General features: G+C 56.3%; 13 protein-coding genes. 11 read left to right on the top strand and 2 right to left on the bottom strand.

Going from position 1 to position 15,091, the window contains the following annotated elements; all coding sequences use genetic code 11:
- Position 1 precedes the first annotated feature (1 nt).
- Together VFX97_07875 and VFX97_07870 are read right to left on the bottom strand one after the other, a co-directional pair.
- Positions 2-1,360, bottom strand: coding sequence for a sigma-54 dependent transcriptional regulator (locus VFX97_07875; GenBank protein HEX5703100.1), 1,359 nt, complete (start codon positions 1,358-1,360; stop codon positions 2-4).
- A 79-nt stretch (positions 1,361-1,439) separates the two neighbouring features.
- Entirely contained in the window at positions 1,440-2,960 is a 1,521-nt protein-coding gene (locus VFX97_07870; protein HEX5703099.1) for a HAMP domain-containing sensor histidine kinase, read from the bottom strand.
- A 184-nt stretch (positions 2,961-3,144) separates the two neighbouring features.
- On the opposite strand from VFX97_07870, the gene VFX97_07865 reads away from it, so the two are divergent.
- From VFX97_07865 to VFX97_07815, 11 genes are all read left to right on the top strand, one after another.
- Positions 3,145-4,971: a penicillin-binding transpeptidase domain-containing protein gene (locus VFX97_07865; protein ID HEX5703098.1), complete on the top strand. Its 1,827-nt coding sequence runs from the start codon at positions 3,145-3,147 to the stop codon at positions 4,969-4,971.
- 308 nt (positions 4,972-5,279) lie between these two features.
- Positions 5,280-6,440 carry a hypothetical protein gene (locus tag VFX97_07860; GenBank protein HEX5703097.1) on the top strand — a complete coding sequence of 387 codons (1,161 nt, stop codon included), beginning with the start codon at positions 5,280-5,282 and terminating at the stop codon, positions 6,438-6,440.
- A gap of 98 nt (positions 6,441-6,538) precedes the next feature.
- Positions 6,539-7,249 (top strand): ribonuclease III, encoded by a 711-nt coding sequence (gene rnc / locus VFX97_07855; GenBank protein HEX5703096.1) that lies wholly within the window; start codon positions 6,539-6,541, stop codon positions 7,247-7,249.
- Between the two features lie 57 nt (positions 7,250-7,306).
- Positions 7,307-8,209 (top strand): signal peptidase I, encoded by a 903-nt coding sequence (gene lepB, locus VFX97_07850; GenBank protein ID HEX5703095.1) that lies wholly within the window; start codon positions 7,307-7,309, stop codon positions 8,207-8,209.
- 236 nt (positions 8,210-8,445) lie between these two features.
- Positions 8,446-8,595 carry a lmo0937 family membrane protein gene (locus tag VFX97_07845; protein HEX5703094.1) on the top strand — a complete coding sequence of 50 codons (150 nt, stop codon included), beginning with the start codon at positions 8,446-8,448 and terminating at the stop codon, positions 8,593-8,595.
- Between the two features lie 86 nt (positions 8,596-8,681).
- Positions 8,682-8,891, top strand: a complete 210-nt coding sequence (locus tag VFX97_07840; GenBank protein ID HEX5703093.1) for a CsbD family protein — start codon at positions 8,682-8,684, stop codon at positions 8,889-8,891.
- A 97-nt stretch (positions 8,892-8,988) separates the two neighbouring features.
- Entirely contained in the window at positions 8,989-9,597 is a 609-nt protein-coding gene (locus VFX97_07835; protein HEX5703092.1) for an isochorismatase family cysteine hydrolase, read from the top strand.
- Between the two features lie 244 nt (positions 9,598-9,841).
- Positions 9,842-11,725 carry a multicopper oxidase domain-containing protein gene (locus VFX97_07830; GenBank protein HEX5703091.1) on the top strand — a complete coding sequence of 628 codons (1,884 nt, stop codon included), beginning with the start codon at positions 9,842-9,844 and terminating at the stop codon, positions 11,723-11,725.
- 55 nt (positions 11,726-11,780) lie between these two features.
- Complete coding sequence (locus VFX97_07825; GenBank protein ID HEX5703090.1) at positions 11,781-12,428, top strand: SCO family protein; 648 nt, start codon at positions 11,781-11,783, stop codon at positions 12,426-12,428.
- Positions 12,425-13,426, top strand: coding sequence for a hypothetical protein (locus VFX97_07820; protein HEX5703089.1), 1,002 nt, complete (start codon positions 12,425-12,427; stop codon positions 13,424-13,426). The genes VFX97_07825 and VFX97_07820 overlap by 4 nt, the downstream gene beginning before the upstream one ends.
- A 245-nt stretch (positions 13,427-13,671) precedes the next feature.
- A complete protein-coding gene (locus tag VFX97_07815; protein ID HEX5703088.1) occupies positions 13,672-14,973 on the top strand; it encodes a hypothetical protein in 1,302 nt (433 codons plus the stop codon).
- Positions 14,974-15,091: the final 118 nt, after the last annotated feature.

The following is a 15,091-nucleotide window of genomic DNA, read 5'->3' as shown; positions in this document are numbered from 1 at the left end:
GTTATTCCTCGTCTTCCTCTTTGCCGCCGTCTTTGCCTTCAGGTTTCTTGATTCCAAACTTCTCTAAACGATACTGCAAGGTCCGGAATGTCAGGCCGAGAAGCTTCGCGGCCTTCGTGATGTTGTAATCGGTCTGATCCATCGCCTGCAGAATCAGGTTCTTTTCGACGTCTTCGAAGCTGATGCCTTCGGGCGGCAACTTGAAGCCGCCGGTTGCCGCAGTTTGTGATTCCTGGCGCAGTTCCGATGGCAGATCGTCCGGCGTAATCATGTCGCCTTCGCACAAGAGGATCGCCCGTTCGATTGCCGATTCGAGCTGGCGCACGTTGCCGGGCCATCCGTAATCGAGAAGCATCCGCCTGGTTTCCGGCGTCAAGCCGCGCACCAGACGCGAGGTGTTCTTCGTATGCTTCTTGATGAAATAGTCCAGCAAAACCGGAATGTCTTCGCGCCGTTCGCGCAAAGGTGGCACATCAATCGAAAGCACGTTGATGCGATAGTACAGGTCGTCGCGGAAGCGTCCGTCGCCAACCATCGCGCGCAAATCGCGGTTGGTGGCGGCGACAACGCGCACGTCAACCGGGATTTCAAACGTGGCTCCGACGCGGCGAATCCGGCGTTCCTGCAAAGCGCGTAATAGTTTCGCCTGCATGCTGATGTCGAGTTCGGCGATCTCGTCGAGGAACAACGTTCCCTGATCGGCGACTTCGAACAAGCCTTTCTTGTCGGCGTGCGCGCCGGTGAACGAGCCTTTTTCGTGGCCGAACAATTCTGACTCAAGCAAATTTTCGTTGATGGCGGCACAGTTCACTGCCTGAAACATTTCCGACGCGCGCGGAGATTGATTGTGAATCGCGCGGGCGATCAGTTCTTTACCGGTGCCGGATTCGCCGCGGATTAAAACGGTCGAGCTGGACCGCGCGACTTTCAGAATCATCTTCTTGACCGCTTCCATCTTCGGGTCAGCGGAAAGAATTTCGACGTCGATTTGATCCAGTGTTCCGAGCGCGCGCTTAATCGTGGCGAGCAGCGCATCGCGATCAAAAGGCTTCTGCAGGTAATCAAAGGCGCCGCGCCGCAGAGCTTCCTTGGCCGATTCGATCGTGCCATGCGCCGTCAGCAGAATGACGATGATCGACTTGTCCATGGTCAGCAGATGCTGCAACAGCTCGATGCCGTCCATGCCGGTCATCTTCAGATCGGTCAAGGCGAGGTCAAATTCGCGCTCTTTAGCAAACTTCAGCGCCGCTTCGCCGGAAGCCGCGGACGTAACGTCGTAGCCGGCCTCAGTCAAAATGTCGTGGAGGATGTCGCGTTGCGGTTTGTCGTCATCGACGACCAGGATTGATTTGCGTGGCATGGTGAATTGTCAGAACCGCCTGCGGAGCGGGCGGTTAATCTCCCGTCGTTATCTGCCTTTCGGCGCGTTCAACTACCCTTTACCGCAAGTGGTTCTGACCCGGCAACAAGATCGTGAACGTCGTTCCTTCGTCTTCCTTGGATTTCACGGAAATCGATCCACCGTGATCGTCGATGGCCTTGCGGACAATCGCGAGCCCCAACCCGGTTCCCGTTTCCTTAGTTGAATAGTACGGCTCGAAAATTTTCGAGATCTCGTCGGCGGTGATGCCGCGGCCGGTGTCAGCGACGTCAATCCGCACCGTGTGGTCGCCAACTTCGCGCGAGATGACAATCGAAATCCTGCCCCCATCTCCATCCATGGCCTGAAGACTATTGATGACCAGGTTCGTTAGTGCTGATCGCAGCGACTGGGCGTCGGCCATGACGGAGTGCTTTCCGCCCACCTCTTCCACTACCAGTTCGACGTTGTTCTCGGAGGCCTGTACTTCGACGGTGCGCAACGCATCGTGCGCGAGATCGCCGAGGTCCAGTTGCCGCGGCTCAAGCTTCGGCGGCCGCGAGTAGTTCAGAAACTCTGTGATGCGCTGGTTGATGCGAGCGACTTCAGTCTTTAGCTGGCTCGTCAGGCTATCGAACTTTTCCTGCTTCTGCGGATCGGCCGGCGCGAAGCTGGTGCGCAAATGATCGAGCGTCAGGTTGATGTAATTCAAAGGGTTCCTGATCTCGTGCGCGATGGCTGACGCCAGACGGCTAACAACGACCGCTTTCTCTGCGCTGTAAAGTTGCGCCTCGAGTTCGCGTGTGCGACCCAATTGTACCGTCATGTCATTGAACAGCTCCGTCAGCTCGCCCATCTCGTCCCGGCGACCACTCGAAGGCACACGAAAAGAGAGATCACCGCCGGCAACACGACGCGCCGCGGTAGAAAGAGACTTCACCGGTCGCGTGAACTGCCAGACGACGATGGCCGTCAACGCCGTCATGACAAGCAGCACGGCGACTGTCCAGAGTAGCGAACGTCGTGACTGTTGCTGCAGGGCGGTCGCCATATTGTTCGCCGACCCAAGCACCACAATAACGTAGCGTGTCCCACTGGTTGTTCCGACCGAGAAGTAGAAGGCCGGCTGATCCATGCCTGCGCCCGGAGTCGCGCGTTTCAAACCTTCCGGAAGCGGCGTATGGGATTCACGCAGATCCACGGCGCTTTTCAATGGCGGAAGGCCAATGTCCTTCACATTGACGTGTCGAATCGACTTGTCAGGATTCTCCTGGGGCGTTTGATTTAAATCCAGGCTGTCCTTCACATAGCCGTGTTCATCTACGATTAGTACGTTTTGCACCCGATCGGCGCGGTCGCCAAACAGCGGTGAGTTAGCTTCCCGGCGCATATCGACGAGGTACTCGCCGCTCGAAATGCTGTTCACACCGAGCGCGACGCCCGCCATGATCGCCTGTTGTTGTTGCACGATGAACTGCTTGTTGGCCCGGACAGCGCGCAAATTGACGTAGTACTGCACGCTTACGGTTACAACCAGCAACAGAGCCAGCAGCAAAAGCAGCCGAACGCGGAAACTATTAAGTAATCTCGACAGAGCCATCGCTTTCTAGCAACATGCACGCCAAGGGCGTCGCAAAAGTACGCCAATATTCATGTCCTTTTTGTGTTGCCGTTTGTTGTGGGCTGATGTTATAGTTGGCCCGACCTCAAGGCAAACTCTCCACTCGGGGTCGCAAGTGGAGCCAATACCTCAGGTTGGCGCGATCGAGTAGAGTTTGACAGCCGTGGACGGGAACTTAATCGCCCTTCAGAGTTTCCAGTTCATAAAGAAGACGCGCACGTCGCCCCTCGGCGTGCAATCAAGCAACGAAGTTTTACTGGGTTCGCCTCGAGCGGAACTGGACTTTGTAAGTTTTCACGAGGAGTTGCTGATGAATCAATTGGGTTTCCCCCGGGTCGCACGGGTATCTTTCATCTTCTTCATTTTTTTCGCCTTCATTCTTTCCGTTTCAGTAGAAACATCCGCCAAAAGTAAACGCAGTAAAGGGAAAGCCGCGCGCTCGTCCAAGAGCACACGCGCGCGCACCAGTGCGCGGACATCGCGAAATCGGCGCGGTCGCGTCCAGGTGGCGCGTTCGGATCGCCGGCGCGGGCGCGTAAAGCTGTCGCGGCGGGAAGTGCGCGCGGAACGAGCACGAGCTGCGCGTGAGCAAGCCGCGCATATCGCCAAGTTGCAGCGGCGACTGGGCCGCAAACTGACCCGGCGTGAGCTGGCCGCTGAGTCGCGGCGCTTTGGTGGCAGCCGCCGTCGCGCGCTTGAAGAAGCGCGGCGCCGTGCGGAAGCTGCTCGCCAGGCCGCCATCGCTCGCCAGCGCGCGATCGATGAAGGCTTCCGTCGCGAAACGCAGGCAAACATCGCGAACGACTCATCAGTAGGCGAGGATCCCGAGGTACGCGCCGCGGCTGTCTCAGCGCTTGGTAATACGGCGGGAACGGTAGTCGTAATGGATCCGAAGACGGGTCGCGTCTACACCGTGGTTAATCAAGAGTGGGGCCTGCGCCGGGGATTCAAGCCGTGCTCGACCATCAAACTCGTCACGGGTGTAGCCGGCATTAGTGAGAAAGTCATCGCGTCGACAGAACCGGTTAACGACGGTGGCCGTCACCGCCTGGATCTGACCGATGCCCTGGCGTATTCGAACAACACGTATTTCCAGCACGTCGGCGGCCAGGTCGGATTCGACAAAATGATCTCTTACGCCCGGGAAATGGGCTTGGGAGAAAAGACGGGCATCAATTACACAAACGAGTCAGCAGGTAAGGTGCCGTTGTTCAAGTCTGGCTGGGCGCTAAATCGCATGAGTTCACACGGCGATGATTTCGAAGTTACCGCGATTCAGTTGGGAACAATGGTGTCGGCAATCGCGAACGGCGGGAAATTGCTCATGCCGCACCTGCCGCGCACGGTTGAAGAAAATTCGCACTTCAAAACTGAAGTTCGTCGCAAGGTCGATGTACTGGACAAAGAAACATACAACCGGCTGCTGCCCGGAATGATCGGTGCGGTGAACTACGGCACAGCTCGCCGCTCTTATCGTCCGGAGCAAACGGTTGCCGGCAAGACGGGAACTTGTATTGACCAGCAGCAGCGCGCCTGGGTCGGGCTGTTTACCTCGTACGCGCCGGTGGTTAATCCGAAGCTGGCTGTGGTGGTAATCACACGCGGTTCCGCGGGTCGCAGCAAACACGCCGCAGCCATCGCCGGCAACATCTATCGCGCTTTAAGTCCCCGGTTCGGCACTCAGATCGATTTCCAGGTCGCCGAAGCTGACGACGAAACCACGGACACAAACGGGAAGGCCGCCTTGAACGAGGAAGCTGCCGAGACAAAAGCGGCGACCGAAGCTGAGGAAGCGGGCGAGGAGCTCGACGCTAACGGCAGCCCGAAGACGGACGAGCCGAATCCGACAGGCGCCAGCATTAAGGTGAAGGTCACGACCATGCCGGTTGAGAACAAACCGAAAACGGGTACTCCGGTTAAGGCAACCCCAAAAGACGCTATGGACGGCCGCTCGCGCCGTACTGAACCTCAGCCGCAGCCGAAACCTTAAACATCACCACAAGTCGACAAGACGATGCCGAACTCACGTTTTTTGCGAGAGTTCGGCATTTTTCATGCAGTTCAAAGGCAACGCCACTATGGGCGTTTTCCCGCTTGACACCGCTCGCTTGTTGCAGGATTATTGCCGCTCGTTCCAATGAATCTTCCCTGATTCATCGCGCTGCGTGGCACCGCAGTTGCTCTTCGTTACAACGAGCAAGTTGAAAGGCGCATCTTATTGGCCGACACTTGCGCGGATAAGTTTCGACAGGTTCAAAACGGATTGAAAAGGATCGATCGGAGGCTTTAGATACTTCAATGAAATTCATCAATAGAGCAACGGCACTCGCAGTGGTACTCACGCTGTCTGCGGTTTCCGCGTGGGCGCAGGCAAAAGAATGCACTGACGATTTTAAGACGGCCACGTATTCCAAGTGGTATGACAACCGCAAGGACAAACAGGACGTAGCGTACGAAGCTGCCAAAGAGTACTTGTCGGTTTGCACTACCGACGATCAGTACTCGGCGGCGCTGAAGAAGTTCGTTGCGGATTACGACAAGATTAACTCGAACAACAAACTTGTCACGGACTTTGACGCGGCGGTAAAGGCGAAGAATTACGCCGATCAGGTTCGACTCGGAAAGCAGTTGGTGGCCATGCCTTCTCATGCTGACAATGCCGTGATTTATATACTCATGGCGGGCGCAGGATTAGGCGATGCGAACTTGATGTCAGAGTCTGCTCAAGCTGCGAAGAAAGCGATTGAGCTGATCGAAGCGGGCAAACCGGTTACACCAGCTTATCAAACGAAGGATCAGGCGCTGGCTGCGATGAATTATTTGATCGCGAAATCGACGGCGAAGACCTCGGCGACGGATGCCATCCCCTACTTCGTTAAAGCTTTGCGATATGAGAGCGAACTCAAAAAGAGCCCGATCGTGTACAACGAGCTCGGTACCGCCTATGGCGAGGGACCGGTCGATAAGTACGCAAAGGAATACAAGATGCACGCCGATGCCGGAAAAACGGTTGAGAGTCCTGAGATTAAGCTGGCGGTCGCGAACTTGAACCAGGCGTTCGATCGGCAAATTGACGCGTTCGCTCGTGCGGCAGCGGTGAGCAGTGGCGCGGACAAGAAGGCGTTCATGGATCTGCTCGCAGCGGTTTACAAGGATCGGCACAAGAAGGACGCAGCCGTGGGCGAATTGGACACCATGGTTGCTTCCTCCATAACAAAGCCGATTCCGGATGCTCCGACGGCAATAACCACCGTCCCGACGACGTCCGGTCCTGCTCCGACAGGAACCAGCGGGACGTCGACGACAGGTACCGCGCCTTCTACAGCCGGCGCGGGAATGAATGGTGGCGTTCCGTCGACCAACCCTTCGTCAACGACCAAGCCTGCGCCGACCGGCACGGGTACGGGTACGGCGCCGGCCAAACCGACAGCCACGCCGAAGCCAAAACAGCGTCGTTAGAATCCGGTCACTAAGCTGAACCTAAGCTTCCGAATTATTCACGCCGAACGCACCGTCACTTCGACGCTGCGTTCGGCGTTTTGCTAGAATCACGCTGCTTGGAAAACCTCGACCACCTCGAAGACATCATCGGCTATCACTTTCGAGATCGTGATTTGCTCATCCAGGGGATGACGCATCGTTCGTGGGCTCACGAGCAGGTGTCGCCGCGCGCCGCAACGCAGGCGCGTCGCTTGCACAACGAAGCGCTCGAATTTCTCGGCGACTCGGTGTTGGGTCTGCTGGTCGCAGACTACTTGTTTCGCGCATACCCGCATGCGACCGAAGGCGAGTTGTCGCGGATGAAGCACCGTTTGGTGAGCGCGCCGACGCTCGCCAAAGCCTCAAAGGATCTGGGGCTCGGCGAATTTCTGCGGTTCGGGCGTGGCGAAGAAAAGAGTGGCGGCCGGCGTAAGTCGGCCCTGCTCGCGGACGTGCTCGAGGCTGTCATCGGCGCGATTTTTGTAGACGGCGGGTTGTCGGCGGCTAATGATTTTGTGACTCGCACGCTCGGTGAAGAGTTGCGGCGCGCCGACCCGGTGGCTGCTGCGGCCGCGGATCCGAAGACTATGTTGCAGGAGCGCCTGCAAGCGAACCACGAACCGGCGCCGCAATACACGGTGATCGAAACGCTCGGGCCGCCGCATCACCGGACGTTTCATGTGGAGTTGAAATGGGACGGGGGCTCGGCCCGCGGTGAAGGGCGAACTATAAAAGCCGCCGAAGCTGCTGCTGCGCAACTAGCCTTGCAGCAGATGGAAGCAAAGTAACGGGCACGGCCGGGGTCAGCTTGCGCAACAAGTTAGCAACCTCTACGATGTTTTCGCATGACTGAAACACCAGTTACCACTGAAAAGAAGAAGGAAACCTACTCTCCTCGTGAAGTGAATCCGAACGGGCGCGAGCGGGCAACCGAAAAGAAGGAGGCCGAGCAGGTCGGCCCGCGGAAGACAATCATCCGCGAGTACTTCGAATCGGCGGTGGTGACTGTAATCATGGCTTTGTTCGGTATGACGTTCATCGTCCAGGCCGTCAAAGTTCCGACGGGATCGATGCAGAACACGATTGTCGTCGGCGATCATCTGCTGGTTAACAAATTCATCTTTGCTCCCGGCCCGGGTCTTCCGGTACTGCCGCAACGCGAGATTCGTCGGGGCGACATCATCGTTTTCAAATACCCTGGCAATCCATTCAATCCGGAACGAGACCGCCAGGACGACAACATACCTTTCAAAGTAAATTACGTGAAACGCGTCATCGCGCTGCCGGGTGAAGAAGTGGAAGTGCGCGGGCTTAAGGTATACGTGAATGGTCAGCCCTTACCCGAACATGTCATTGTGGTCGACGGCGATTTTGCCGATGGCAATCAGAAAGCGCCTTTGCGGATCGTTGAGGAAGAGCCGCGCCAGGGAAATGAACTCTATAACGTTTATTATTTCGACCGCACTGTCGAGGCCGCACGTTCCGGAGATCGCGCCGGAGTCAGTCCCGATTTTCATTTCGCGGTGGATGGCAAACCGGTGAAGGTTCCCGACAATTCCTACTTTGTCATGGGCGACGACCGTGACAATAGTCTCGACAGCCGCGCATGGGGATTTGTCCCGCGCGAGCTGATCCTCGGTCGCGCCATGTTTGTTTACTGGTCCTACGACGAAACGCAACAATTCTCAAGCCCGATCGACTTCTTCTCAAATACGCGCTGGCGCCGCACGTTTACCCTCGTGAAATAAACACTGAAAGAAAAGGACTGAGGACTGAGATCTCGCCCCTTAGGGTTTTCCTATCTGTGTCGCTCTCAGTCCTCCATCTCCTCCGCAGTTTCAGAACGATGCATCCGTCGTTCTCTTTTGGTTCAAAGACCAGCGTACTCTTTCAGTAAACACAGCAGTTTGAGTTGGCATGGCCTTTGCCCAGTTCACTTACGCAAGGAGTCTCAGCGTTTGAAGAAAGGACTGGGTAAAAACTCATGTTGTGGACAATATTAATGGTGCTTTTGGTTTTGTGGCTGCTGGGCTTTATCGGCGGCATTGGCGGAGGCTTGATACACCTGCTTCTGGCCGTGGCTTTGGTGATTTTGATACTGCAGTTGATTACCGGAAGACGCGCTGCCGTTTGACGCTGCGTTAATTTAAGTTTAGCGGAGGGTAAAACGCCCTTCGAAGCAGGCGGGCGGTAGCCCGCCTCTAAACTACAGGAGTAGCTATGCGATACGAAGACGAACTTAAAGGCAAAGGTAAACAGATCAAGGGCACGGCTAAAGAGAAACTTGGTCAGTTAACCGACAGCCCCAACCTGGAGAATGAAGGCTCGGCTGAACGCGCGGAAGGAAATGTGCAGGAGAAATTTGGCAAAGCAAAGCGCAAGATCGGCGAAGCTGTCGAAGATCTCGGCGATAAGATCGCCGGCGGTTAACCGCGGGCAAGTTTTCTGAATTCAAGTTAACTGACGACGAACGAGCGGCTGTGAAGCCGCTCGTTCTCGTTAAGACACTAGCGACTAGCGTCACTCAATGAAACGGAACTCCGATCTCCACGGCAATGCACCCGACAGCGCGTCGGTAGCGTTGCTGCTGATCGACGTTATCAATGATCTGGAATTCGAGGGTGGCGAGAAGTTGTTGCGTCACGCTCTGCCCACCGCAAGACGAATCGCTGATCTTAAGCAGCGCTGTGGGGGCGCCGGCATTCCCGCAATCTACGTCAACGACAACTTCGGAAAGTGGCGCTCGGATTTTAAGAAGCTGGTTTCACATTGCCTGGACGACAACACACGCGGCCGGGCGATAGTGGAGTTGCTCAAACCAGCCCCCGACGACTACTTCGTGCTCAAGCCAAGACATTCAGGCTTCTATTCCACCACGCTCGATCTGCTTCTGAAACACCTGGGGGTCGAGACTGTTATTCTGGCGGGCTTCACCGCCGACATCTGCATTCTGTTTACCGCGAACGACGCATACATGCGTGATTATCGTTTGGTGATTCCGGCCGACTGCGTGGCATCGCAGGACGAGACGGAAAACCAACGTGCGCTCAAGTTCATGGAGCGAGTCTTGAAAGCTGACATTTCGCCTTCCGCGCAAGCCGACTTGAAGCTCATATCCCGGGCTGCAACTAATTAAGTTGTTGAAAAAAAAGCCAGAGAAATCCTCCTGCCAAAAACCTCACAAAAGTCTTGACAGCGAATTGACGCCGATATAGAGTGCGCCGCATTAAGAGCGGTTCGTCGCTGTCATTGTTAAGCGTTCAGGTATTAATGGTTTAGTCTCAGTTTTTTGTCCCTCCCTCAGCCCTAATTCCGGAAACTCGTTCCAAACACCGCGTTTGAAAGCGAGAAGGTTCTCAACTAAAAGGAGGAGTCCCCGCGTGGCCTACATTTCAAAACGCAACAAACGAAAAGAGCGCGAGAGACAGACAGCCGCAGACAATCGGAGCGAGCTGATTGCCGCCGGATTCAAGCGGCGTGACCTTTTGAAGATGGGCTTGCTGACGAGTGCCGGCATGCTCATTCCGAAGAAAGGCCTAAGCGCGCACCCAATGACCAGATCCGGTTTCCCAATGGACGACGACGAACCAAACAGCCCGGACACCACGATACCGTTCTCGCAGGACATGCCGAGGTTGACGGTGCTGCAACCGGTCCCGGTCGCAGCCCTCGGCGCTCCGCTGCCGGGGAAAAACCCTCAACCCGGCGAGGCACGCACAGTTCCCCATCAGGCTTGGGATGACTTCCCGCCGCTCAGGTATTACCTGCTCAGGGAACAGGCGGCGAACGTCATGATGACTCCCGACGTGACACAACTTCCGCCACAACCGATTTGGGGATTCAACGGCATTACGCCGGGTCCGATGATCGTCGAGCGGTACGGCCTGCAGGGCCAACCGCAAAACGGCTCGGTGCTGGTGCGAATCAAGAACGAGCTGCCGCAGAACAACGGTGGCTTCGGACTGCCTTCAACAACCACCCACTTGCACAATGGCCACACGCCGTTGGAGAGCGACGGCTTTCCCTGCTTCTTTAAGGAGAGCGGCGAGTTCTACGATCACCATTACCCGAACGTGCTTGCGGGAGTTAAGTCAACGCACATTCCACAGGGCGGCGACATTCAGGAGGCCATGCACACGCTCTGGTATCACGACCATCGCATCGACCACACCGCCGAGAACACGTACAAAGGACTTGCCGGCACGTACATTCTTTTCAATGAACATGACACGGGCGACGAAACAACCGGTTTTCGTCTCCCCAGCTTTGGCGACGGTCAAAACCCGCTTACCAACTTCGACGTCTACATGGTATTCAACGACAAAGTCTTTGATAACCAGACAGGTTTGCTGAGGTTTGATACGTTCAATACCGACGGCATTCTCGGCGACAGGTTCCTCGTCAACGGCAAGATCCAACCGGTGTTCCACGTTAGCCCGCGCCGGTACCGGTTCCGCTGGTTGAACACGGGGCCTTCGCGCTTCTACCAGATGTTTGTGCTCGGCCCAAACAATTCGACGAAGTCTTTCTGGCAAATCTCAACGGACGGCAATTTCATAGAGAAGCCGGTGCAGGTTAACAGCGCGCGCTTCTCAGTCGCCGAACGCGTGGATGTAATCGTCGACTTTACGGGCCAGGCCGGCAAGACGTTTTATCTGGAGAATCGTCTTGCGCAGGACGATGGTCGCGGTCCCGACGGCGACGTTGTCGGGGCCGGCCAGGGCGACAAGATTCTGAAGATTGTCGTCGATGGTCCGCAGGTGGCTGACCACAGCATCGACCCGGCCACCATTCCGGCGAATCAACCGATTTACTTCTATGGCTTCCCGAACACGAACGACGCGGCGCGGATCACCCGCACGTTCCGGTTTGAGAGGGGTAACGGTCAGTGGCAGATCAACGGCCAACTGGTCGGCGATTGTGAGGACCCGAACGACATCCGCTTCGCAATTAAGAAAAACAGCGTGGAGAAGTGGGTCTTCCAAAACAACTCCGGAGGTTGGCAACACCCAATCCATATGCACTTTGAAGAGTTTCAGACGCTGACGATTAACGGCAATGCGCCGTCAGGGTCCGGCTTGATCACGAAAGGTCGGAAAGACGTCTTCCGCCTGGAACACAACATGGAGGCGAAGGTCTACTTCCGCTTCCGCGACTTCGTCGGCAAGTTTCCTTTGCATTGTCATAACGTGGTTCACGAAGATCACGCCATGATGGTGCTGGGCCAGATTAACCTCGACGGTGACAACAAAACGCAGCCGTAAATGGCGCACCACTCAGCACGGCGAACTGCCGTGATGGACGAAGAAGGAACTAACTATGACTATGAATAGAAGAGGCGTGCTGGCGTCACTGGCCATGGCCCCGGCCGGCGCGTTGATCGCTCAGGCCCAAACCCCAAGTGTCGCCCGGCAATTCAAGACGATCTCGTCCCGTGACCGGATCGCGCAGCGGTATTTTCCAAACGTGCTGCTGACGACTCACGAGGGGAAGAAAGTTAAATTCTATGACGACCTGGTCAGGAACAAGATCGTCATCTTCAACTTCATGTACGCGAAGTGTGAAGGCATCTGCATGCCAATTACGAACAACCTGGTGAAGGTGCAGAAGTTGCTCGGTGATCGCGTCGGCCGCGACATTCATATGTACTCGCTGACGCTCAAACCGGAAGAAGACTCGCCGATGAAACTGGCCCACTACGTCCACATGCACAAGATCGGCCCGGGCTGGAAGTTTCTGACGGGCAAGCCAGAAGATCTGGAGCTGCTGCGACGCAAATTGGGATACGTTGATCCCGATCCCGAAGTAGACAAGGTGAAATCGAATCACATCGGCGTGATCAAGTACGGCAACGAGCCCTTCGAACGCTGGGGCGGCTGCCCGGCAATGTCTAAACCGACCTGGATCGTAAAGACACTAAGCTGGGTTGATTGGCCGAAAGACATGAAGAACGGAGGCGCCAAATGAGAAAGGTTTCCACAGCGGTTCTGAGCGCGGCACTGTTTCTCCTACTACCGGTGACGGCAATGTCGCAACAAGTTCAAACCATGGACGAGATTCAGCTGGGCGGCGGCACCGCTTCTTCCCTAAGTTCTATGTCGAGTGCCGAAACCATGCTCGATGGAACAGGCGGAGAAACGACTACGAGCCCGGCTTCGGCGACCGGCCCTGAGGCGGTGGCGTTCGACGGCACTTACGTTTGGATTGCCACCCAATTCGACAATCGGCTGACGCGGATCCGCGTGAGTGATCGATCAGTTGCGGGGACTTTCTCAGTCGGCAAACGTCCGGTGGCGTTGCTATACGCCGGTTCACACATTTGGGTCGCGAATCTTCTCAGCAACAACGTGATGAAGATCAACCCGGCCACGGGCGCGATTGTCGGGACTTTCGCCGCCGGCGACGGACCGGGTGGCCTGGCTTACGACGGTACGAATATTTGGGTCGCGAACCGCACGAGCAACAACGTCATGAAACTGCGCGCGAAAGATGGCGCGAGGCTCGGCACGTATGCTGTGGGCAAGCGTCCCATCAGCCTGGTTGCCGACGGCAGTAGCATCTGGGTGACAAATAACTTCAGCAACTCGGTCACTCGTTTGAATTCAAGCGGTGCCGTCCTCGGAACTTACACAGTCGGTAGAGGCCCCTTTGGCATCGCCTTTGACGGACAGAATATTTGGGTGACCAACTATTTCGGAAAGTCTTTGACACGGCTGAGGGCTGTTGACGGATTTCAGATGGGAACAGTGACCGTCGGAGATGGCGCAGCGGGCATTATCTTCGATGGCGCCAATCTGTGGGTCGTGAATAATGGCGACAACACACTCATGAAAGTAAGCGCAAGCGGTACCGTGCTCGCGACTTATTCAACCGGTCGAGGCCCGTTCGCAGTCGCGTTTGACGGCATGAGAGTGTGGGTGCCGAACTTTGCGAGCAACTCCGTATCGACAACGCCGGCGGGTTAGTAACGCTGGCACGAACAATTCGCGGTGCCCCGAGATTGGGCGCCGCGCGCGGCTAACGGCACGTCAGCCCACCCACGATTTAATTCAGCCCTATTGATCTAGCCCCGTCACGTGCATACGTGGCCGCACTTTCGCCGGCAGACCAGTCGATCCCACCGCTCAGCCCGCGAACCACCATCCCCCCGCGCGTCTTGCGCGCACCGTTTTGGGATCAACTCCAAACCGCCAACAGAAAGGAAAAAGCTATGTCTAACGGAGATCACAAAGTATTTCCGCCTTGTTGTCCCGATCTCAAACCAAGCGATAACTGCGACGTGCTCGATTTTCACTATCGGCAGGTCTATCCCGTGATCGTGAGAGACAAACCGGTGTCGGTGGAAGTGACAATCCATGCCCGCCTCGAACGCTGCACCGGTCCCTTAACGCTGGGGGACCTGGTCTATAGCACGACCCTTTTCCCAGGCGAGAAGGTGCGCCTGTTCACCACCGATCGCCGCTCGCGGTTTACCTTCGACAGTTCAACGAAGCTCAGTTATCGGACTGAGCAGACCCACGAAGAACAGTTCTACATGTCGAGCATGCACGATTTCATGTCCGACCTGGAGAGTAGTGACCGGCGCTCATCGACCAGCAGCAGTCAAAGTCACAGTGACGGCCACGCGGGCACCGGAAATTTTCTGGAGAACCTATTCAACGGGCCCTCGGTCAACATGAGCGGCAATCACAACTCTTCGTCAACCAGCGAATTTCTGCGCGAATTGCGTCAACACGCGGAAGCTTCCGATCACCGGTCGGAAGAAGGCACGCGCACGGCGAGCTCAGTCTCGATAGGCGAAGTGGAGACGCGCGCGCACAGCGAGGGTGAGTCTCAGGATCACTTCGAATCAAGTTCGCGCGAGTTTACAAATCCAAACAAATGCCACGCGATAACCTTCTTCTTCTATCGCATCAACAAGACCCAGACCGTGAGATTTAAGCTGGTGGCTATCAATCGACGCGTGATCGATCCGGCGGCCAACACTCGCGTCGTGAACAATCCGCCGCTCTCACGGGGACAAGTCAGCGTCATTCCCGCCGCCGTTCTGGCCACTGATCCAAAAAGAATTGAGATCCAGAACGTTGCGCGCCAGAGCGTGCTTGTCGATCGGCAGGCCGGCCTCCGAACTGCGACATTCAACGCCGCGCCGGCTTTCGCGCCGTTTGTCAGCGACGTCAAACCGTTCCCGCCCGAAGTGCGGGCCGAAGCCTTGAAAGCCGCCGATCAGGATCTAGTTAAGGCGGGCTTGCTGGACAAGGTGGGTGGCGAAGTCAGCAAGTCTAAGGTCACCGAGATATCCTTCGAGCGTACCTTTCATTTGCCGACCGCCGGCGTTCTGGTGCGAGGGTGTTTGGACGAATGCGACATTTGCGAAGATGCCCGGAAGAAAGAGATTGAGTTGGATCTCGAACGGAAGCGGCTCGAGAACGAGAAACTAAAGCGACAGATTGAGCTTATGGATAAAGATCAACAGCATCGCTGCTGTCCTGCAGGCGAACTCGAAGTTTGACGCTTGCACCCGAGGCAGGAGGCGCGAGCCACGTCCTCCTGCCTCAAAAGCTAGCCCACCTATTCTTACTAAGGATACGTCTGAGCGCGGCGAAGGGCCGATTCACCGCCGGCTGAAG

It is taken from the genome of Pyrinomonadaceae bacterium (assembly GCA_036277115.1).
Classification (GTDB): domain Bacteria; phylum Acidobacteriota; class Blastocatellia; order Pyrinomonadales; family Pyrinomonadaceae; genus UBA11740.
The sequence above is the reverse complement of the archived record's forward strand: the minus strand, read 5'-3'. Positions and strand labels throughout refer to the sequence as shown.

Coding starts and splice junctions, on each gene's coding strand:
- VFX97_07875 (HEX5703100.1), bottom strand. CDS start 1,360: ATGCCACGCAAATCAATCCTGGTCGTCGATGACGACAAACCGCAACGC.
- VFX97_07870 (HEX5703099.1), bottom strand. CDS start 2,960: ATGGCTCTGTCGAGATTACTTAATAGTTTCCGCGTTCGGCTGCTTTTG.
- VFX97_07860 (HEX5703097.1), top strand. CDS start 5,280: ATGAAATTCATCAATAGAGCAACGGCACTCGCAGTGGTACTCACGCTG.
- lepB (HEX5703095.1), top strand. CDS start 7,307: ATGACTGAAACACCAGTTACCACTGAAAAGAAGAAGGAAACCTACTCT.
- VFX97_07845 (HEX5703094.1), top strand. CDS start 8,446: ATGTTGTGGACAATATTAATGGTGCTTTTGGTTTTGTGGCTGCTGGGC.
- VFX97_07840 (HEX5703093.1), top strand. CDS start 8,682: ATGCGATACGAAGACGAACTTAAAGGCAAAGGTAAACAGATCAAGGGC.
- VFX97_07835 (HEX5703092.1), top strand. CDS start 8,989: ATGAAACGGAACTCCGATCTCCACGGCAATGCACCCGACAGCGCGTCG.
- VFX97_07825 (HEX5703090.1), top strand. CDS start 11,781: ATGACTATGAATAGAAGAGGCGTGCTGGCGTCACTGGCCATGGCCCCG.
- VFX97_07820 (HEX5703089.1), top strand. CDS start 12,425: ATGAGAAAGGTTTCCACAGCGGTTCTGAGCGCGGCACTGTTTCTCCTA.
- VFX97_07815 (HEX5703088.1), top strand. CDS start 13,672: ATGTCTAACGGAGATCACAAAGTATTTCCGCCTTGTTGTCCCGATCTC.